17 protein-coding genes are annotated in these 19,554 nt (G+C 63.9%); 9 read left to right on the forward strand and 8 right to left on the reverse strand.

Going from position 1 to position 19,554, the window contains the following annotated elements; translation table 11 throughout:
* Positions 1–40 precede the first annotated feature (40 nt).
* Together flhC and flhD are read right to left on the reverse strand one after the other, a co-directional pair.
* Positions 41–604, reverse strand: coding sequence for a flagellar transcriptional regulator FlhC (flhC, locus tag VPH40_RS20065; RefSeq protein ID WP_328574317.1), 564 nt, complete (start codon positions 602–604; stop codon positions 41–43).
* 136 nt (positions 605–740) lie between these two features.
* Entirely contained in the window at positions 741–1,058 is a 318-nt protein-coding gene (gene flhD / locus VPH40_RS20070; protein WP_010396649.1) for a flagellar transcriptional regulator FlhD, read from the reverse strand.
* A gap of 606 nt (positions 1,059–1,664) precedes the next feature.
* Between flhD and kynU the strand changes: the two genes are divergently transcribed.
* The 5 genes from kynU (at position 1,665) to VPH40_RS20095 (ending at position 7,686) form a co-directional block, all read left to right on the forward strand.
* Entirely contained in the window at positions 1,665–2,915 is a 1,251-nt protein-coding gene (kynU, locus tag VPH40_RS20075) for a kynureninase (protein ID WP_328574318.1), read from the forward strand.
* An 8-nt stretch (positions 2,916–2,923) separates the two neighbouring features.
* On the forward strand, positions 2,924–3,811 hold the full coding sequence (kynA, locus tag VPH40_RS20080; protein WP_442906667.1) for a tryptophan 2,3-dioxygenase: 888 nt from the start codon (positions 2,924–2,926) through the stop codon (positions 3,809–3,811).
* A 140-nt stretch (positions 3,812–3,951) separates the two neighbouring features.
* Positions 3,952–4,497 (forward strand): RBBP9/YdeN family alpha/beta hydrolase, encoded by a 546-nt coding sequence (locus tag VPH40_RS20085; protein WP_328574319.1) that lies wholly within the window; start codon positions 3,952–3,954, stop codon positions 4,495–4,497.
* 106 nt (positions 4,498–4,603) lie between these two features.
* A complete protein-coding gene (locus VPH40_RS20090) occupies positions 4,604–6,658 on the forward strand; it encodes a toxin-antitoxin system YwqK family antitoxin (protein WP_328574320.1) in 2,055 nt (684 codons plus the stop codon).
* A 2-nt stretch (positions 6,659–6,660) separates the two neighbouring features.
* Entirely contained in the window at positions 6,661–7,686 is a 1,026-nt protein-coding gene (locus VPH40_RS20095) for a hypothetical protein (protein WP_328574321.1), read from the forward strand.
* Positions 7,687–7,688: 2 nt separating this feature from the next.
* On the opposite strand, the gene VPH40_RS20100 is transcribed toward VPH40_RS20095, so the two are convergent.
* Positions 7,689–8,726: a hypothetical protein gene (locus VPH40_RS20100; protein ID WP_328574322.1), complete on the reverse strand. Its 1,038-nt coding sequence runs from the start codon at positions 8,724–8,726 to the stop codon at positions 7,689–7,691.
* 134 nt (positions 8,727–8,860) lie between these two features.
* Between VPH40_RS20100 and VPH40_RS20105 the strand changes: the two genes are divergently transcribed.
* Positions 8,861–9,592: an alpha/beta fold hydrolase gene (locus tag VPH40_RS20105; protein ID WP_328574323.1), complete on the forward strand. Its 732-nt coding sequence runs from the start codon at positions 8,861–8,863 to the stop codon at positions 9,590–9,592.
* Here the strand turns inward: VPH40_RS20105 and VPH40_RS20110 are convergent.
* From VPH40_RS20110 to VPH40_RS20125, 4 genes are all read right to left on the reverse strand, one after another.
* A complete protein-coding gene (locus VPH40_RS20110; protein WP_328574324.1) occupies positions 9,569–9,934 on the reverse strand; it encodes a hypothetical protein in 366 nt (121 codons plus the stop codon). The two genes, VPH40_RS20105 and VPH40_RS20110, sit on opposite strands and share 24 nt — an antisense overlap.
* Positions 9,931–10,320: a hypothetical protein gene (locus VPH40_RS20115; protein WP_251351884.1), complete on the reverse strand. Its 390-nt coding sequence runs from the start codon at positions 10,318–10,320 to the stop codon at positions 9,931–9,933. The genes VPH40_RS20110 and VPH40_RS20115 overlap by 4 nt, the downstream gene beginning before the upstream one ends.
* Before the next feature lie 148 nt (positions 10,321–10,468).
* Positions 10,469–12,388 (reverse strand): molecular chaperone HtpG, encoded by a 1,920-nt coding sequence (gene htpG, locus VPH40_RS20120; RefSeq protein ID WP_328574325.1) that lies wholly within the window; start codon positions 12,386–12,388, stop codon positions 10,469–10,471.
* Between the two features lie 98 nt (positions 12,389–12,486).
* A complete protein-coding gene (locus tag VPH40_RS20125; RefSeq protein WP_328574326.1) occupies positions 12,487–13,905 on the reverse strand; it encodes an aminotransferase-like domain-containing protein in 1,419 nt (472 codons plus the stop codon).
* A gap of 129 nt (positions 13,906–14,034) precedes the next feature.
* Between VPH40_RS20125 and VPH40_RS20130 the strand changes: the two genes are divergently transcribed.
* The 3 genes from VPH40_RS20130 (at position 14,035) to VPH40_RS20140 (ending at position 17,968) form a co-directional block, all read left to right on the forward strand.
* The gene (locus VPH40_RS20130) at positions 14,035–14,949 is read left to right on the forward strand and encodes a DMT family transporter (RefSeq protein WP_099664765.1); all 915 of its coding nucleotides are present in this window, start codon (positions 14,035–14,037) and stop codon (positions 14,947–14,949) included.
* A 176-nt stretch (positions 14,950–15,125) separates the two neighbouring features.
* Positions 15,126–16,319 (forward strand): aminotransferase-like domain-containing protein, encoded by a 1,194-nt coding sequence (locus VPH40_RS20135; RefSeq protein ID WP_251351887.1) that lies wholly within the window; start codon positions 15,126–15,128, stop codon positions 16,317–16,319.
* 290 nt (positions 16,320–16,609) lie between these two features.
* On the forward strand, positions 16,610–17,968 hold the full coding sequence (locus VPH40_RS20140) for a diguanylate cyclase domain-containing protein (protein ID WP_328574327.1): 1,359 nt from the start codon (positions 16,610–16,612) through the stop codon (positions 17,966–17,968).
* A gap of 4 nt (positions 17,969–17,972) precedes the next feature.
* On the opposite strand, the gene VPH40_RS20145 is transcribed toward VPH40_RS20140, so the two are convergent.
* The gene (locus VPH40_RS20145) at positions 17,973–19,553 is read right to left on the reverse strand and encodes an FGGY-family carbohydrate kinase (protein WP_328574328.1); all 1,581 of its coding nucleotides are present in this window, start codon (positions 19,551–19,553) and stop codon (positions 17,973–17,975) included.
* Between the last annotated feature and the right edge of the window lies 1 nt (position 19,554).

Consider the following 19,554-nt stretch of genomic DNA (forward strand, 5'->3'; position numbering starts at 1 on the left):
GACCGCTCCGGTTTTCACTGAGACAATTATTGAGACAGTATCAGGCGGCGACACCGGGCGACGCGACAGCGGCCGCTTCATCGCGCGCCTTCTTGGTCTTGCCGGCACGCGAAGGCATGTGGCACAGGCCGCACACATAATCGGCGTTCAGGTCGAGGCAGTTGACGACGAACTTGCCGCCGCACTTGCCGCAGGGCGCCATGTCCAGCATCTTGCTGCTGAAAAAGCGCACCAGGGTCCAGGCCCGCGTCAGCGACAGCAGCGGCTCTTCGCCCGCTTCGGGCGGCATCTGCTCCAGATACAGTTTGTACGCCTTCATCACGGCTTCGATGCCCGTGGCACCGGCGTGGTCGACGAGGAATTTGTGGATATTGATGAACAGCGAGGAATGGATGTTCGGTTGCCAGGTGAGGAACCAGTCGGTGGAAAACGGCAGCATGCCCTTGGGCGGCGAGACGCCCTTCAATTCCTTGTACAGATTCAGCAGGCGTTCGCGCGACAGCGAGACTTCGGTCTCCAGCAGTTGCAAACGGGCGCCCAGCTGTATCAATTCGATGGCCAGCTGGATTTCTTGCGCTTCCGATACGACACTTTTTTTGGCCATGCTGCTTGCTCCGCGACTGACTGATACTAACTAATAAGGTTGCCAGCAAAATATTCAGGGCAAGGTGCGTTGCCGAAGGCAGTACGAATGTACGGCGAGGCAATGCAACGCCGCCATGGACGTTTTGACGGGAACCTTAAGCGATTTCTTCGACGCCCTGGCCGGCCATCAGGATGGCAGCGTGCGACTGGGCCAGCGAACGGTCTTTATTATAGTTCGTCAACATGCCGAGGATGGCGCTGTCGTCAAAGCGGAAGCGGGCCAGCATCATGTTGCCGCCAGCCAGTTTCAGGATCTGCGCATTGCTCATGCCTTCGATCAGCTCAGCGATGTCGGCGGCAATGCCCAAACGGAAGATGGCAGTTACCTTGTCCGCGCGAATCATTTGCTGGGCCAGCATCAGGTAGCTCAGGTTAGCGTCGCGAATCTCAGCCATCATGTCGTTAGCAGTCATTTCCATCTCCTCAATCCGTTGAATTCAGCTGGCGTTGTGTGTTGCCAGTGAGATACATTCTGCAGGAGCAACATTAAACGCAACAGAGGCGTAGCGCTGTATTTTTGGTCGGGGAATGGCGGATAGGATCGTAGGTGTTTGTCTGACAAACACTGCTCGATCATGGTTGCACGCCAGTAACGGCGCGGATGCGGGTGCTTGGCTCTGGGCCGGATTTAGCCGACTTTTGGCCTGTAAAAAATATCACTTTTTTACAACAACTTGATCGGAATCAAGCCTGTCTACCTAGATAACGGCGGCCTCGGCAGGAACTTTAGGACTTTTTTTAAAAATATTTAAAAAAACTTTGCCGCTATTTTTCTGGTTTCACGCCGTTCATGTATCTGTTGACGGCGGCGTTTGGAAGAACTTTAGGGTTTTTTGAAAATATTTTTAAAAATCGTGATTTTTTTCGTTGACGCCCCACGAGCGGGGATTTTTTCGCCGTCTTTCCATGCCGGGAAGCGCGCTTTGCGGCATGGATTTGCTACACTGCCACTTCCGCGTGATACTTTAAGTTTCAAGCAATATCATGCCATCCAGACAAGTATCAATATGAAAGCCACCATGATTTCTCGACAAGACTGCAGCGCGCGCGACCTCGATGATCCCCTGGCGCCCCTGCGCCAGCAATTCGACTTGCCGCAAGGCGTGATTTACCTCGACGGCAATTCCCTGGGCGCGCGGCCGAAAGCGGCCCTGGCCCGCGCCCAGCACGTCATCGCGGCCGAATGGGGCACCGATCTGATCCGCAGCTGGAATACGGCGGGCTGGTTCGACCTGCCCAAGCGCCTGGGCGACCGCCTGGCTCCGCTGCTGGGCGCCGGCACGGGCGAAGTGGTCATCACCGACACCACCTCCGTCAACCTGTTCAAGGCCCTGGCCGCCGCGCTGCAGATGCAGGCCAGCGATCCCGCGCAGGCCGCGCGCAGAATCATCGTCAGCGAACGCAGCAACTTCCCCACCGACCTGTACATGGCGCAAGGCCTGGCCGCCTGGCTCGACCGCGGCTACCAGCTGCGCCTGGTCGACAGCCCCGATGAACTGACGCAAGCCATCGATGCCGATTGCGCCGTCGCCATGCTCACGCACGTCAATTACCGCACCGGCTACCAGCACGACATGGCCGCCATCAGCAGCCATTGCCATGCGCAGGGCGCGCTGGCGCTGTGGGACCTGGCCCATTCGGCCGGCGCCGTGCCGCTGGACCTGAACGGCGCCGGCGCCGACCTGGCCGTCGGCTGCACCTATAAATACCTGAATGGCGGCCCCGGCTCGCCCGCCTTCATCTGGGTGCCGGAAAAGCACCAGGCGCGCTTCCGCCAGCCCTTGTCCGGCTGGTGGGGCCACGCCACGCCGTTCGCCATGGACCCGGGCTTCGCGCCCGCCGACGGCATCGCCCGCGCCCTGTGCGGCACGCAGCCGATACTCTCGCTGACCCTGGTCGAATGCGGCCTCGATATCTTTGCGCAAACGAGCATGGAAGCCATCCGCCGCAAGTCGCTGGCCCTGACGGACCTGTTCATCGCGCTGGTGGAACAGCGCTGCGCCAGCCATCCGCTGGGCCTCGTCACGCCGCGCGAGCATGCGCGGCGCGGCAGCCAGGTCAGCTTCACGCACCCGCATGGCTATGCCGTGATGCAGGCGCTGATCGCGCGCGGCGTCATCGGCGACTACCGCGAACCGGCCATCATGCGCTTCGGCTTCACGCCCCTGTACACGAGCTTTGCCGACGTATGGGATGCCGTGGACATCCTGCGCGACATCCTCGACACACGAGCCTACGACATCGCCGCCAAGCGCGATGCGGTCACCTGAACCATCCCATGAGCGACGACAAGACTATGAACAAGGAAAACACCAGCGGCTGCCCCATGCATGCCGGCGTCCAGGACGCGCAGTGGCATGGCGCGCAGATGGATTTCAGCGAATCTATGAGCTACGGTAACTACCTGGCGCTGGACCGCATCCTCACGGCCCAGCATCCGCTGTCGCCGAACCACAACGAAATGCTGTTCATCGTGCAGCACCAGACGAGCGAATTGTGGATGAAGCTGATGCTGCACGAAATGCACGCCGTGCGCGCCAACCTGCAAAGCGGCGACCTGGCCCCCGCCTTCAAGATGCTGGCCCGCGTGGCGCGCATCATGGATCAATTGGTGCATGCCTGGGACGTGCTGGCCACCATGACGCCGCCCGAATACACGGCCATCCGCCCCTACCTGGGCGCCTCGTCCGGCTTTCAGTCCTTCCAGTACCGCGAAATCGAATTCATTTTGGGGAACAAGAACGCCGCCCTGCTCAACGTACATACGACGGCGCCGGAAACCTATGCGGTGCTCGACGCCGCCCTGCGCGCACCCTCCGTCTACGATGAAGCCATCAAGTTGCTGGCGCGCAGCGGCTTGCCCATCTCCGCCGAACGATTGAACGCCGACTGGACCCTGCCGACCGCCTCCGACGCCTCGGTCAAGGCGGCGTGGCTGGAAGTCTACCGCGACCCGTCAAAACATTGGGCCCTGTACGAGCTGGCCGAAAAGCTGGTGGACCTGGAAACGGCCTTCCGCTTCTGGCGCTTCCACCATGTGACGACGGTGGAGCGCATCATCGGCTTCAAGACGGGCACGGGCGGCACGGCGGGCGTGAGCTATTTGCGCAAGATGCTCGACGTGGTATTGTTCCCGGAGCTGTTCGCCCTGCGCACGGAGCTATAAAAATGCCAGACCAAATCTACTGCGCGGCGCGCCTTGCGGCCTGCGATGCTCACTGTGCATGCGCACAGCTGCGCGTCTCGGCCACAATACGTTGCCGCTCGCTACGATTTTGTCTGGCATTTTATTTATAAGGAGAAATGATGTCGCCTCTCGTCCTGACCCTGGCCGGCCTGTGGAATTCGGGGCCGCAGCACTGGCAAACCCATTGGGAAGCGCGCCACCCGCAATGGTCGCGCGTGCCGCACGGGGAATGGCAGACGCCGAACAAGGACGCATGGGTGGCGGAGCTTGACCGCGCCATCGCCGCCTGCGAGCGCCCTCCCGTGCTGGCGGCGCACAGCCTGGCCTGCACGCTGGTGGCCCACTGGGCGGCCAGCGGCTCGCCGCACAGGATCGCCGGCGCCTTCCTCGTCGCCCCCAGCGATGTGGAAGCGCCCTCCTACCCGTCCGGCACCACGGGCTTTGCGCCGATGCCGCTGCAAGCCTTGCCGTTCCCCAGCCTGGTGGTCGCCAGCGGCGATGATCCCTACGTCAGCTTCGCGCGCGCACGCGCATTTGCCGCCGCCTGGGGCAGCGATTTCACCCTGATCGGCGACGCCGGTCATATCAACGGCGACGCCGGCTACGGCCCGTGGCCGGACGGCGAGCAGCTGCTGCTGGACTTCTGCGCCGCGCACCAACCCTGACACGCAGGGCGCGCACCTGCGCACGATAGGCGCATATTTGCCCACAAGTAAGAACGCAGGCAGAATCGTGGCCTTTCCCTTGCGGCGCCCCGGCGCCAGCCACACGATGAAACGTCTGCTTCTGCCCTTGCTCCTCTGCTCCGCGCTGGCCCACGGCGCGCCCTTTTATGAAGGCAAGAGCCTCGCCCATCCCGCCATCAGCGCATCCCAGGACAGCGGCTTCGATATCGCCTTCCTCAAGGAAAAAGATGGCGTCAACGGCTATTACTGCGAGTGCAAGAGCGGCAGCGCGAAACCGATTTTGCTCGACCAGTTCGGCAATGCCGTCATCCGTTCCGTCTTCTACGCCTCGCTGGACAAGGAAACGGACGACAGCGTGCAAACCATGCTGGTGCTGTTCCGCCAGGGCGACAAGAACGGCCTGCGCGCCTACCGCTACCACCGCAGTTCCGGCAAATACCGGCGCCTCGATGGCTTGCAGCCGGCCCTGAACCGCATCGCGGCGCAAAGCGCCAGTCCCAACGCGGGCCAGGTCAAGGCCGCGCTGGCCAAGCTGGCGCCGATGGACTACAGCGTCGCCCGGGGCAAGAGCGGCAATGCGGACTTCGACGCCATCGACCATACGCAAGGCACCATCGTCGGCTACTACAGCGATGACGGCAAACCCGTGGCCGCTGGCGGCAAGGACGCCATCACCTACAAGAAAACCTTCCTGAAAAAAGGTGACCACTACCTGACGGCCAGCTACACCCTGTACAGCGACGCGGGCGCGGGCATCCTGCCCAACTACCGCCTGTGGCAAGTGACATGGGAAACGGCGCCGCGGCAGTTCACGGGCAGCGCAGACGGCCCGTCCGTCATTTACAGCCTGGCCTGGGACGACGGTTCGGTGGTCGAACGAGGCCAGTACGTGAAGGGCAAGCGCCAGGGCTTGTGGGTACGCGAAGGCATGCACGAAGGCAGCGAAAAGGGACATTTCGTCAACGGCTTGCAGGAAGGCCTGTGGCGCTTCGATTATCCAAGGCAGAGCGAGAGCGGCATGTACCGGGCCGGCAAGCGCGAAGGCCGCTGGACGGTCGTCAACTATGCCGATGCAGAGGAAGTGACGGGCTTCGACACCTACACGGGCGGCCAGCTCAATGGCCCGCACGAGCGCAGCATGGGCGGCAAGCTGCAAACGCGCGGCAACTACGTCAACGGCGCGCGCCATGGCGCGTGGATCACGGAAGACGGCGACGGCAGCTTCATCGACGGCTTGCGCGACGGGCCGTGGAAACTCAGGCTCAAGGACAAGGTCACGCAGAGCGTCACTTTTGTGCAGGGCAAAAAACAGGGCGAGGCCCTCGACACGGATGCGCAAGGCGCGCTGCGCGTGCGCGACCACTACCAGGCCGGCGTGCTCGATGGCAGCCGCACGCGCTATCTTGGCCCGGCGGGCAAGGAATACGTGGTCTACACGGCCACCTACCGCAACGGCCAACTGGATGGGCGCGAACAGGCGTTCGACGACAGCGGCAAGATCCTGCGCCTCGATACCCTGTGGGACAACGGCAAGAAGCAGGGGCTGGATGCGCGCTACTACCCGAACGGCAAGCCGGAACGCCTGGCCGTCATCGATCAGGGCCGTCTGCTCACGCACCTGCGCGAATACTATGAGGACGGCCAGCTGCTCAACGACATCCACCGCTGCACCTTCAAGGAGTACGGCAGCACGCGCGACGACGTGTGCGAGTACCACCACATGTACTACCCGGACGGCAAGCCACAGTCTTACTACACCTTCCAGTACGGCCAGCGCCAGGAAGGATACGAGAACTACCCGAACGGCAAGCGCAAGGACGAACTGCTGGTCGACCGTGCCGCCGACACCTCCGTCTTCAACGTGTATTACGAAAGCGGCCAGCTCAAATGCACGGAGCCGCGCAGCGGCCACAGCACGCGCACGGTGAATGGCCAGACCATGAACAGCTACGCGTCGGCCGACCGCGACGGCGACAATATCTGCTACCACCCGAACGGCAAGGTGGCCAGCATTTACACCTTCCGCAAGCGCGTGCTCGTCGATTGCGGCAAGCGCTACGATGACACGGGCAAGCAGACGTTCCCGGGCCCGGAAGGCTGTCCGCCCCCCAGGCAGGTAACCTACCCCATAGGATTGTGACGATGACGCAAGCAGAACGGCAGCAGTGCATCCAGAACCCCGAACGCATCGACGCCGTGGCGATCCGCGCCGCCATTGCCGCTGGCAAGCAGGTGCTGGTGCAGTTCAATACCCTGGCCGAGCCGGAACCGCTGCTGGCCGACCTCGACGCCCTGACCGCCACCTGCGGCACGGCGCTGACCATCCGCATCTACGGCTACGACCCGAGGGTGTTCGATGCCCGCATCCTGCGCGCGCTGCCGCATGTGGCCAGCCTGTCCATCGATTACCACCGGCAAGCCATCCATCTGGAAGCGCTGGGCGAGCTGCGGCATCTCAAGCGCCTGAGCCTGGGCGTGTACGAGCTGGCGCAAGCCGACATCCTGCAGCTGGAGAGTTTGCGCGGGCTCGAATACCTGCATCTGGGCGAGTCGGCCAAAAACAATATCGACCTGGCACCCCTGCGCCACTATACGCACCTGGCCAGCCTGGTCCTCGAAGGCCACCACCAGCGCATCGACACCCTGGCCGGCCTGCCGGCGCTGCACGAGCTGTCGCTGTACCGCATCAAGAACAAGGTGCCGCTGGATTTCATCTCGGAGATGGGCCGCCTGGACAGGCTGCTGTTGCAGCTGGGCGGCCGCGAATCGCTCACCCACATCGAGGCGCCGCTGCTGAAGAAACTGGAAGTGATACGCGTGCGCGGCCTGGAAACGCTGGGCGACATCGGCCGCTTCCCGTTGCTGCAGGCGCTATGGGTGGAAGACCAGATCAAGCTGCGGCAGATCGCGCTGGGGGCCAATCCCGTGCTCGAACGCCTGAACCTGCACACCTGCAAGACGCTCGACAGCCTGCCCGGCCTCGCCACCTTGCCCGCCCTGCGCCAATTGTCGGCATCCGAGACCATGCTCGACATCGACGCATTGCTGGCGCATGGCTTGCCCGCGTCCCTGACGCATGCGCGCCTGCGCACCGGCAGGAAAACACGCGACGACGCCATCGCCGCGCAGCTGGTGCAACTGGGCTACGAACCGGCGCGCCCTGGCTGAAATCAGCGGCCGGCCGCCAGCTTGCGCTGCCACAGCGCCACGTCAATCATCACGCCATCCGCGCCCGTGTTGCGGATGTAGACGCGGTAGCTGCCCTGTCCCATGTCGCCATCGAGGTAGGCCGTGCGCTCGTTGCGCTGCAGCCTGGCGCCCTTGGCCAGCTGGCGGTAGCGCTCCACCACCGTGTCGAAACTGGCATAGCTGCGCAGCGCCACTTCCAAATCGCGCGGCGGGCGGCCTTCGGCATGGTCCAGCACATTGTTCTGTTTCTTGCCCTTCAGCGTGAGCGGATAGGCAAACACGCCCGCGCCGGCCGACGTCAGCACCGTGGACTTATCGAGCAGCAGCGGCAGCAGCGCCGGCGGATAGGCGGGCGGCAGCTGGGCGCGGTTCCAGCCCGGCAGGGCCGGCTGCGCCAGCACATATTCGACGCTGGCGATCTTTTGCCCATCGGCGCCCGCTTCCTTGTCGCCCGCGATCAGCGCCAGCATGGGCGGCAATTTCCGGGCCCAGGCCAGCAGGGGCGCCGCTTCGCCGACCAGCATGCCCTTGCGGTGGAACACCGTCAGCACCGCGTTCGGATCGGGATTGCAGACTTTCGCCAGCGGCTGGCCCTCGAGGTGGCAATGCCCGTTGACGAGGCCAAAAGCGATGATGGCGCCGCGCTTGTCGAGCAGCATGGCACCCCGTTCGCGGCCCTGCTTGCGGTCATTCATCGACGCCAGCAACTGGCGGCCATCGGCCAGCACGCTGCGCGTAGCATCGCGCTTTTCGCTGATCGCTTCGAGCGCCTGCGCCAGCAGCAATTCATCGTCTTCCGTGTAACTGCCGCGCGCGTAACCGAAGAAATCGAACAGGGCGGCGCGTACCTGCGCATCGTCGCTCAGGCGCGGCAAGGGGCCGCCGGCCAGCAGAGAGGACAGGCTTTTCCCGGCTGGCGCGGAGGGCGCCGCCGTGGCGCGGGCGGGCTGGGAAAGGACGCAGGACGCTGCCAGCAAGGCGCCTCCCAGGGTACGGTAATTCGAAAAAATGATATGCATGATTCTGTCTGTCGGGGATTTGGCCGCTCTTACGGCCACGCAGGGCGCGCTGGCGATTCTAGCATGGCGCCAGCACCCATGCCGTGCGGCTGGCGGACGGCGCATATGCCGGCGCGGCTGCTATGATGGCCGCAATGACGACACCAACCCACGCCTCGCCCCTGCTTGTCCTCCTGCCCGGCATGGATGGCACGGCCCGGCTATTCGACCGCTTTGACGCCGCCCTGCGCGCGCAGGCCGCCATCGATACCCTGGCCATCGCCTATCCGGCCGCGCCACTCGATTACGCGGCGCTGGAAGCGTTCGTGCGCGAGCGCTTGCCGCAGGATCGCCCTTTCGTCGTGCTGGCCGAATCGTTTTCCGGGCCGCTGGGGGCCGCCCTGCGCGCCGATCCGCCGCCCGGCATGCGCGCCCTGATCCTGTGTTGTTCATTCGTGCGCAATCCGCGCCCGATGCTGGCGCCACTGCGCCACCTGCTCGGCCTTGTGCCCTTTGGCCCCATGCCCGGCTTCGCCCTGCGCCAGGCGCTGCTGGCGCCCTGCGCCACGCCGCAACTGCAGGCGGAACTGGCGGCGGCGCTGGCACAAGTGCCTCCCAGCGTGCTGCGCCAGCGCCTGCGCGCCGTGCTGGAAACCGACGCCTCGCGCAGCTTCGCGCGCGGCAGCCTGCCGGTGCTGTATCTGCGCGCCCGCCACGACCGTCTGGTGCCGCCGGCGAACGCCCTGCAGATACTGCGCCTGGCACCCGGAGCGCAACTGGCCGACATCGCCGCGCCGCACATGCTGCTGCAGGCGGCGCCGGAAGCGGCCGCCGTCGCCGTCGCCGCCTTTGTCAACGCCCTGTCAGCCGCGCAGGTATCCGCTTAAACGCGTGCCGGCCAGCACGGCCAGCCAGCTCAAGCCGCCCGCCAGCACGCTAAAGTAAATCGCCCGCAGCGGATGCTGGGGCAACAGATACGCGAGCACGGCCGCGCCCAGCAAGCCGCACAGCAGCGGCTTCACCCTGCCGGGCGGCAGCAGCGCCAGCACCAGGTTGGTACCCGCATACACGTAAAGCACCAGCAGCAGGGCCAGGCCGCCGGCCACGCCGCGCGAGCCGAGGCTGCCGAACAGCTGCGTGTACAGGTAAAAACCCAGCCAGCTCAAGGCAATAAACAGCAGGCAGCCCAGCGCATGCGCGCCCAGGCCCGCCATCAGCCGGATCTTCATGGCTGCTTGAGTACGGGAATGAAGCGGTGGCCGCAGGCATGGCACATGAAGGTACGCGCATATTTGTCCTGCAAGGCGGCAGCCTCCTTGTCCCAATTGGCGACGAAGGTCGTTTGCGACAAGGCGATGGAGACGACGCCCCCTGCCACGAAGATCCAGAACAGGCCATTCGCGCCGGCCTGGTAAAAGACGACGGCGGCGATGACAAAAATGATCACGCCCAGCACGATCAGCCCTGCCTTCTGGTGGGTCTGCATCGTCGGCCCGGCGGCCTGGCGTGACAGCAAGGTCTGGCTGCGCGTATGCGCATGACCGTGGATGAAATCGCCATCGATCCTGCCCGACATATGGGTAGAGGTGCCGGAAATGCCGGAGGCATGCACCATGGAGAGGCGTTGAATGTTGGAACTGTCACATGCCGGGCAATGCGCCATTGCTTTTTCCATAAAATAAAATAATCGCGCACTGTAGCATAAAAAAAGCCGGCCCTTTCACGAGGAAAGGGCCGGCTTGATGACGTTTGCAGCGAGGCGATTACTTCGCCGAATTGAGCAGCAATTCGTTGAGGCGTTTCACAAAACTGGCCGGATCGGCCAGCGAACCGCCTTCGGCCAGCATGGCCTGGTCGAACAGGATGTTGGCCCAGTCGCCGAACTTGCCGCCTTCCGCATCTTCATACTTCAAGCGCGTCACCAGCGGGTGGTTCGGGTTGATTTCCAAAATCGGCTTCGATTCCGGCGCGTTCTGGCCAGCAGCTTTGAGCATGCGCAGCAGGTTGCCCGACAATTCGTTTTCATCAGCCACCAGGCAGGCTGGCGAATCGGTCAGGCGGAACGTCACGCGCACGTCCTTGGCCTTGTCGGCCAGCACGGTCTTCATCTTGCCCACCAGGTCGGCGTACGAGGTTTCCGTTTCTTCGTGCTCTTTCTTTTCCGCTTCATCTTCCAGCGCGCCCAGGTCCAGGCCACCTTTTGCCACGGAGACCAGTTCCTTGCCTTCGAAGTCCTGGATAAACGACAGCATCCATTCATCGACACGGTCCGTCAGCAGCAGCACTTCGACGCCCTTCTTGCGGAAGATTTCCAGGTGCGGGCTGTTCTTGGCGGCGGCGTAATTGTCAGCCGTGACGTAGTAAATCTTGTCCTGGCCTTCCTTCATGCGCGCCACGTAGTCGGCGAACGAAGTGATTTGCTCGTCGCTGTCGTTGGCCGTCGAGGCAAAGCGCAGCAGCTTGGCCAGGCGCTCCTTGTTGGCCGCGTCTTCGCCGATGCCTTCCTTCAGCACCTGACCGAATTCCTTCCAGAAGACGGCGTACTTGTCCTTCTTGTCCTGCTCATCCGCGTTCGCCAGTTCTTCCAGCATGCCCAGCACGCGCTTGGTCGAGCCTTCGCGGATCACTTTCACGTCACGCGATTCCTGCAGGATCTCGCGCGATACGTTCAGCGGCAGGTCGGCCGAGTCGATCACCCCGCGCACGAAGCGCAGGTAGGTCGGCATCAGCTGCTCGGCATCGTCCATGATGAAGACGCGCTTGACGTACAGCTTGATGCCGCCGCGCTTGTTGCGGTCCCACATGTCGAACGGCGCCTTGGCCGGGATGTACAGCAGCTGCGTGTATTCGCTGCGGCCTTCCACGCGGTTGTGCGTGTGCGTGAGCGGCGACTGGAAGTCGTGCGACACGTGCTTGTAGAATTCGTCGTACTGTTCCGGCGTGATGTCGGCCTTGTTGCGGGCCCACAGGGCGCTGGCCTGGTTGACGGTTTCGAATTCGTCTTTCAGGACGGTTTCTTTTTTCTCGTCGTCCCACTCTTCCTTCTGCATCACGATCGGCAGCGAGATATGGTCCGAATATTTGCGGATGATGGACTTGATCTTCCAGCTCGACAGCAATTCGTCTTCGCCTTCGCGCAGGTGCAGGATGATGTCCGTGCCGCGCGATGGCTTGTCGATCGATTCGATGCTGTAATCGCCTTCGCCGGCCGACTCCCAGCGCACGCCTTCGGAGGCGTCCACGCCGGCGCGGCGCGTTTCGACAGTGATCTTGTCGGCGACGATGAAGCCGGAATAGAAGCCCACGCCGAACTGGCCGATCAGGGCCGCGTCCTGCTGCTGGTCGCCCGACAGCTTGCCGAAGAATTCCTTGGTACCCGACTTGGCGATGGTGCCCAGGTGCGAGATCGCCTCGTCGCGGGTCATGCCGATGCCGTTGTCGGAAATGGTGATGGTGCGCGCATCCTTGTCGAAGCTGACCTTGATCTTCAATTCGTGATCGTTGCCGTACAGGGCGTCGTTATCGATCGCTTCAAAGCGTAACTTGTCGGCCGCGTCGGACGCGTTCGAAATCAATTCGCGCAGGAAGATTTCCTTGTTCGAGTACAGGGAATGGATCATCAGGTGCAGCATTTGCTTCACTTCGGTCTGAAAACCCAGGGTTTGCTTTTCGGAGACAGCCATTTTTACCTCATAGTCTTGTGGATGGGACGGATTCTACGGAGTTGGGGATGGTACAAGCGATTTCAAGAGCCCCAGCCGAATGTCCTGCAATGTCCAGTTTACCCCAGTGCGCGGTCGAAAAACGCCCAGATGCGCTCGTCCTGCACCGTGGCCAGGTTCAGGCGCATGCGGGTCGACGGCAGCTGGCGCGGCGAAAACAGGCTGCCCGGCGCCAGCACCAGGCCCTCGGCCAGCGCCTTTTCGGCCAATACATTCGTGTCGCAGCCCGCATCGGCCCATACGAACATGCCCGCCGATGCCGGATCGAAGCGCAAGCCCGCCTGCTCGACCTTGCGGTACGTGCCCTCGCGCACCTTGTCGAGCCGCGCGCGCAGGCGCTCCGCATGCTTACGGTACAGCCCCTGCGAGAGGATTTTATACACCACGCGCTCGCCGATGTCGCTGGTGGTGAGCGTTGCCAGCATCTTGCGGTCGGCCAGGCGCTGCGCCCGCTCCTGTGAGGTGGCGATGAAGCCCACGCGCAGGTTCGCCGCCAGGCTCTTGGAAAAGCCGCCCAGGTAAATCACGCGGCGCAGCTGGTCCAGCGCGGCCAGGCGGGTGGCCGGCTGCACCGCGCCGCCCGGGTGCATGTCGCAATAAATGTCATCCTCGACGATGAGGAAATCGTGCTGTTCGGCCAGGCGCAGCACCTGGAAAGCCTTGGCCGCCGACAGCGACGTCGAACTGGGATTGTGCAGCACCGAATTGATCACGTACAGCCTGGGACGGTGCAGCGCCGCCAGCTCGGCCAGCACGGCGATATCGGGACCGTCGGCCAGGCGCGGGATGCCGATGACATTCATGCCCATGGCGGCAAAAGCGCCGAACATCAGCCAATACGCGGGATCGTCGACGAAAATCGTTTCGCCAGGGCGGGCAAACTCGCGCGCCACCAGGTCCAGCGCCTGCATCACGCCCACCGTGGTGACGATCTGCTCGGGCGGACAGGCGATTTCCAGCCCCGCCAGCTTCAGCTGCAACTGCTGGCGCAGCGGCAGGAAACCCTGCGGCGCGCCGTAGCCCAGCAGCAAACTGCCGGGCTGGCGGCTGACGTCGCGCAAGGCGCGCGCCACCAGGTCGCCATCGAGCCACTCGGCGGGCAGCATGCCGGAGCCTGGCGCGGGGATGGCCGGCGTCTGGCGGAACATGTTACGGATCAGCCACACCACGTCCATCGGCTGCGCCGCCGCATCCTGCGCGCCAGCGGGCGGCAAGGGGGTGTTCAACGGCGAGCGCTCGCACACGAAAAAGCCGGCGCCGCGCCGCGATTCCAGGTAGCCGCGCGCCACCAGCTTGTCGTAGCTGGCCACCACCGTGGCGCACGACACGCTCAGGCTGGCGGCGCACTGGCGGATCGACGGCATGCGCGCACCGCCGCGCAGCAGCTTGTCGTCGATGCGCGCCGCCAGCGAGCGCACGATCTGGTCGATCAGGGTTTCGCCCGAGACGCGCGACAGCAAAGGGAGTGTATTGCTCATATGACCATCACAGTATGTGAAATTATGCGTGGAAGTGTATTTGTACTGTATTGCTATTGCACCCTAGGATAGCAGTATCGGGCAGTTTAATCCATGCCAATACCTTGTCACGCCAGCCTCGGGAATCCCATGCCTTCGCACACCAGCACCATCGTTTCCAACCATCCACCGCGCCTCGGCGCCGACCGCACCGGCCTGTTGCTGGGCTTGATCGCCGTCGCCCTCTTCAGCCTGACCCTGCCTTTTACGCGGCTGGCGGTGGCTGAACTCGATCCCACCTTCGTCGCCCTGGGCCGCGCCCTGGTGGCCGCCGTCCTGGCCGGACTGTGGCTATGGCAGCAGCGCGCGCCAATGCCGCGCCGCGAACAATGGCTGCCGCTGGCGCTCGTGTCGCTGGGCTGCGTGCTGGGCTTCCCCTGGCTGACGTCGATCGCCATGCGCAGCCTGCCCGCCTCGCACGGCGCCGTGCTGGTGGGCATCCTGCCGCTGGCCACCGCCGTGTTTGCCGTATTGCGCGGCAAGGAGCGCCCATCGCCGGGCTTCTGGCTGATGGCCCTGCTCGGCACGGCGCTGGTGGTGGCCTTCGCGCTGCGCCAGGGCGGCGGCAGCTTCCACCTGGCCGACTGGCTGATCTTTGCCGCTGTACTGCTGGCCGCACTCGGCTATGCCGAAGGCGGGCGCCTGGCGCAAGCCATGCCGGGCCAGCATGTGATTTCCTGGGCGCTGCTGCTGGCCGTGCCATTTGTCTTGCCCGTGGTGCTGTGGAACGCCTGGCCGCAGCGCGCGCTGATGGCGCAGGCCAGCAGCGCGGCCTGGCTGGGCTTTGCCTATATTTCCGTGTTTTCCATGTTTATCGGTTTCTTTTTCTGGTACCGGGGCATGGCGCTGGGCGGCGTGGCGCGCGTGGGACAGACGCAGTTGCTGCAGCCTTTCCTCACCCTGCTGGGCGCGGCGCTGCTGCTGCACGAACCCCTGACGGGTGAAAGCCTGCTGTTTGCGGGCGCCGTGATCGCCGTGGTGGGGATCGGGCGCAAGCTGAAGTAACGCTCCTTGACGCCCATTTGCAACGCCGTTGCGCGTGCGGATGGGCAGAGCGGCGTGCAAGCCGTACAATACCGCAGCACCATGGCGACGCCTATCCGGCGCCGCTTGCGCACGCACCGCCACAAGCGGGCCAACAAATCCAGCCGGCGCAGCTCGGCATCTTCTGTGAGACTCGTATGAAAATTGAAAATCCGAATCCGATCCAATGGCGCTTTGCCGAACGCGCGGAACAGCTGCAAAGCTCGTTCATCCGCGAAATCCTGAAGATCACGCAGCGTCCCGAGATCATCTCGTTTGCCGGCGGCCTGCCCTCGCCCGCCACCTTCCCCGTGGAAGAAATGAAAACCGCCTTCGACAAGGTTCTGTCGAACAATGGCAAGGTCGCCCTGCAATACGGCCCGACCGACGGCTACCTGCCGCTGCGCCAGTGGATCGCCGATTCGCTCTCCGCCAACGGCAGCACCATCATGCCGGAACAAGTGCTGATGACGTCCGGCTCGCAGCAGGCGCTGGACTTGCTGGGCAAGGTCTTGATCGACGAAGGCAGCAAGGTATTGGTGGAAACCCCCAGCTACCTGGGCGCCCTGCAGGCGTTTTCCGTCTACCGTCCCGAATTCGTTTCCGTCGATACCGATGACGAAGGCCTGGTGCCGTCGTCGGTCAACCCCGTCGCCGATGGTGCGCGCCTGCTGTACGCGCTGCCGAACTTCCAGAACCCGACGGGCCGCAGCCTGTCCGTGGCGCGCCGCGTGGAACTGGTGGAAACCTGCGCCCGCCATGGCCTGCCGCTGATCGAGGACGATCCGTACGGCGCCCTGAGCTACAGCGGCGAGCCGTATCCGAAGATGATCAACATGAATCCGGACGGCGTAATCTACATGGGCTCGTTCTCGAAAGTGCTCACGCCCGGCATCCGCCTCGGCTACGTGGTGGCGCCGATGCCGCTGGTGCGCCGCCTGGAACTGGCCAAGCAGGCGGCCGACCTGCACACGTCGCAGCTGACGCAGATGGTCGTGCATGAAGTGATCAAGGATGGCTTCCTGGACCGGCATATCCCCAGCATCCGCAGCCTGTACGGCAACCAGTGCCAGGCCATGCTGTCGGCGCTGGAAGAGCACTTCCCGGCCGGCGTCACGTGGACCAAGCCTGAAGGCGGCATGTTCATCTGGGTCACCCTGCCGAAGCACATCGATGCGATGAAACTGCTCGATGAAGCCATCGCCAACAAGGTCGCCTTCGTGCCGGGCGCGCCGTTCTACGCCAACACGCCGGAAACGCACACCCTGCGCCTGTCGTTCGTGACGGTACCGCCGGAACGCATCCGTGTAGGCATCGCCATCCTCGGCAAACTGATCGCCGCAAAAATGTAATTGCACTCCCCACGCCCCGCCTGCCGCGGGGCGTGTCCCAGCTGCCCCAACTTCAGGGGGCACGCGTCTTTTTCGCCCAAAAACCGCCTTCACGATAGCAATTGCGTGTATTTATTTCCAAAAATAGCATAAAAATAATATTTTACGACCTCGCACAACGTCGATTTTTTTACCCAAAAAATTGGCAAGGCGGTATGATTTGACCGCTGTCGCAGATTTGAACCCGGCCAGCATCCCTGAAAGTGCAGCAAACGCTGGCATCGCAAAGTACATCGAGAAGGCCGGAAGCAATGAGTTCAGGCAGTGTGGGACATTTCCAGCGGCGCGAGGCCGCCATTTTGATTGTCGACGATGCGCCGGCCAACCTTGAGCTGCTGCGCAAGCTGATGAGCGAGCAAGGCTATCAAACCTATGTCGCCACGTCCGGCGAACGGGCGCTGGCGATCGCCCAGCGCGCCCACCCCGACCTGATCCTGCTCGACGTGCTGATGCCGGACATGGACGGCATCGAAACGTGCCGCCGCCTCAAGCAGCACCCGCTGACGCAGGGTATCCCCGTCATCTTCATGAGCGCCAAGACGGAAACGGAAGACGTGGTGGCCGGCTTCGACTGCGGCGCCGTCGATTACATCAGCAAGCCGCTGCGCATGGCCGAAGTGTGCGCGCGCGTGCGCGCCCAGCTGCAAATCCGCAGCAACAATGAAACCCAGCAGGAACAGGCCGAGCGCCTGCGCACCATCGTCAACAACATGGCCGAGGGCTTGCTGATCATCGAAGCCGATGGCCGCATCCAGTACACCAATCCGGCCTGCGATCAGTACCTGGGCTACCGCGAAAACGAACTGGCCGGGCGCTCCATCGGCGAGCTGCTCAGCCCCCTGGTGACGCAGGAATACCTCGATTACTTCGCCATGCACGCGGCCAATCCGGAAAAAGCGCACAACCACGGCACGCGCGAAGTGGCGATCCGCCACCGCAACGGCGAGGCGCTGAGCATGGACCTGACTCTGACGCCCATGTATCTGCGCCAGCCCCTGTATATCGGCCTGCTGCACGACATCACGCACCACAAGCAGTCGGAAGACGCCTTGCAACGCGCCGCCTATCTCGACCCGCTGACGCAGATCGCCAACCGCCGGCATTTCGACAGCTTCCTGGAAAAGGAATGGCAGCGCGCCGTGCGCGGCGGCGGCGTCCTGTCGCTGGTGGTGCTCGATGTCGACCACTTCAAGCTGTACAACGATAGCCTGGGCCATCCGGCCGGCGACACCTGCCTGCAGCAAGTGGCGCAAGCCATCGCCTCGCACGCCGCACGTCCCGGCGACCTGGCTGCCCGCTACGGCGGCGAGGAATTCGTCCTGCTGTTCGCCGACACGGATGCCGAAGGCGCCCTGCACCTGGCCGCAGCCATCCGCGCGCACATCGAGGCGCTGCAACTGCCGCACCCGCGATCGATCACCTCGCCGTGGATCACCGTCAGCATCGGCGTGGCGACCATCCGCCCGCACCAGCTGGACGACCGCGAAGCGCTGTTCGTCGCCGCCGACCGCGCCCTGTACGTGGCCAAGGAAGGGGGCCGCAACCAGGTGCGCGTCACGCAATCGGGCAGCGCGGCCTGGGAAACGGTGAAAGCGCTCGTCCTGCGCTAGCCGGTCACTTTTCAGGATAGCCGGTGATGTCGGCGATTTCGCGGTACAGGGGCTGCAGCCGCGCATACATCTTGCGGTACACGCGCCGGTACAGTTTTTCATAGATCTTGCTGTGCCCGGGATCCGGCTGGAATACCTTGCCCTTGCGCGTCATGGCTTGCACGGCGGCGGGAAAGTCCGCATGCCAGCCCAGGCCCACGCTAGCGGCGATGGCCGCGCCCAGGCCCGAACTTTCATACACGTGGGCGCGCGCGGCGGGCAAGCCGAAGATGTCGGCCGTCAGCTGCATGGCCGCATCGCTTTGCGAACCGCCGCCCGCGATGCGCAGCTCCGTGATGGCGATGCCGCTGCGCTGCTCGATGCGCTCCTTGCCTTCGCGCAGCGCATACGCGAGTCCTTCGAGGATGGCGCGGTAGATGTGCGCGCGCGTATGCACGTCGCCAAAGCCGATCATGGCGCCCTTCGCTTCCGGCCCCGGCACCTTGATGCCGGGACTCCAGTACGGCTGCAGCATCAAGCCCATGGAGCCTGGCGGCACGGCCTCGACCAGGCGGTCGAACAGCGCTTCGGCGGACAAGCCCGCGCCGTCTTCGGCGGCCGCCGCCCGTTCGCGGTCGCCGAACTGCTCCTTGAACCAGTTGACCATCCAGTAGCCGCGGAATATCTGCACTTCCGTGCTGTAGGCGCCCGGCATGGCGGCCGGATACGGCGGAATGAAGCGCGTCACTTCCACATACTTGCGGTTGGTCGTGTTGATGGTGGCCGTGGTGCCGTAGCTGAGGCACGCCACGTGCGGTTCGACGCAGCCGGCGCCCAGCACCTCGCACGCCTTGTCGGCGGCGGCCGCCAGCAAGGGCGTGCCTTCCAGGATGCCCGTCGCCGCAGCGGCGGCCCTGGTGATGGCGCCCATGCGCGTGCCCGGCGTTACCAGCTCGGGCAGCATGGCGCGTCGAATCGCCAGCGCCTGCCATTTCCAGTCGAAGCGCCCGGCCCAGGCGTGGCGCTTGTAGTCGAAGGGAATATACGCCACTTGCGAGCCCGTCGAATCGACGTAGTTGCCGCAGAGCCGGTGGTTCAGAAAACCCGACAGCAGCAGGAATTTGTGCGTGCGGAGCCAGATGTCGGGCTGGTGCGCGCTGATCCAGTTGATCTCGGCCTCGCGGCGGAAGTAGCGTATCGTGCCGTCGAGGCGCGTGGCGCGGAAGGCGGCGCGCCACCACGGAGCCAGCCGGGGAATGTCGCGCGTGCTGCGCTGGTCCAGCCAGGTGATGGCGGGCCGCAACGGTGCGCCATGTTCATCCACGTTGACCACCGTGCCGCGCTGCGTGGTGACGGCCACGCCGGCCACCGAGGATTTGGCTATGTCCGTGCCGCGCCACAGCTGCTGGCACGCTTCGCATACGGCTTGCCAGTAGCCGTCGGCGTCGTGCTCGGCCCAGCCGGGGTGGTCGGAGTAATACGCTTCCAGGAAGACTTGCGCCTTGGCCGCCAGCTTGCCGTCGCGGTCGAACAGCAGCGCGCGCACGCTTTGCGTGCCATTGTCGATGGAGAGGATATACGGGCCATCGCCCGCCGCAGAGGTCATG

This window comes from Janthinobacterium sp. P210005 (genome assembly GCF_036231865.1).
GTDB lineage: Bacteria > Pseudomonadota > Gammaproteobacteria > Burkholderiales > Burkholderiaceae_D > Janthinobacterium > Janthinobacterium kumbetense.

Coding starts and splice junctions, on each gene's coding strand:
- VPH40_RS20145 (WP_328574328.1), bottom strand. CDS start 19,553: ATGACCTCTGCGGCGGGCGATGGCCCGTATATCCTCTCCATCGACAAT.
- kynA (WP_442906667.1), top strand. CDS start 2,924: ATGAGCGACGACAAGACTATGAACAAGGAAAACACCAGCGGCTGCCCC.
- VPH40_RS20125 (WP_328574326.1), bottom strand. CDS start 13,905: ATGAGCAATACACTCCCTTTGCTGTCGCGCGTCTCGGGCGAAACCCTG.
- VPH40_RS20140 (WP_328574327.1), top strand. CDS start 16,610: ATGAGTTCAGGCAGTGTGGGACATTTCCAGCGGCGCGAGGCCGCCATT.
- VPH40_RS20135 (WP_251351887.1), top strand. CDS start 15,126: ATGAAAATTGAAAATCCGAATCCGATCCAATGGCGCTTTGCCGAACGC.
- VPH40_RS20090 (WP_328574320.1), top strand. CDS start 4,604: ATGAAACGTCTGCTTCTGCCCTTGCTCCTCTGCTCCGCGCTGGCCCAC.
- flhD (WP_010396649.1), bottom strand. CDS start 1,058: ATGACTGCTAACGACATGATGGCTGAGATTCGCGACGCTAACCTGAGC.
- VPH40_RS20130 (WP_099664765.1), top strand. CDS start 14,035: ATGCCTTCGCACACCAGCACCATCGTTTCCAACCATCCACCGCGCCTC.
- VPH40_RS20110 (WP_328574324.1), bottom strand. CDS start 9,934: ATGAAGATCCGGCTGATGGCGGGCCTGGGCGCGCATGCGCTGGGCTGC.
- VPH40_RS20095 (WP_328574321.1), top strand. CDS start 6,661: ATGACGCAAGCAGAACGGCAGCAGTGCATCCAGAACCCCGAACGCATC.
- flhC (WP_328574317.1), bottom strand. CDS start 604: ATGGCCAAAAAAAGTGTCGTATCGGAAGCGCAAGAAATCCAGCTGGCC.
- VPH40_RS20105 (WP_328574323.1), top strand. CDS start 8,861: ATGACGACACCAACCCACGCCTCGCCCCTGCTTGTCCTCCTGCCCGGC.
- kynU (WP_328574318.1), top strand. CDS start 1,665: ATGATTTCTCGACAAGACTGCAGCGCGCGCGACCTCGATGATCCCCTG.
- htpG (WP_328574325.1), bottom strand. CDS start 12,388: ATGGCTGTCTCCGAAAAGCAAACCCTGGGTTTTCAGACCGAAGTGAAG.
- VPH40_RS20085 (WP_328574319.1), top strand. CDS start 3,952: ATGTCGCCTCTCGTCCTGACCCTGGCCGGCCTGTGGAATTCGGGGCCG.
- VPH40_RS20100 (WP_328574322.1), bottom strand. CDS start 8,726: ATGCATATCATTTTTTCGAATTACCGTACCCTGGGAGGCGCCTTGCTG.
- VPH40_RS20115 (WP_251351884.1), bottom strand. CDS start 10,320: ATGGTGCATGCCTCCGGCATTTCCGGCACCTCTACCCATATGTCGGGC.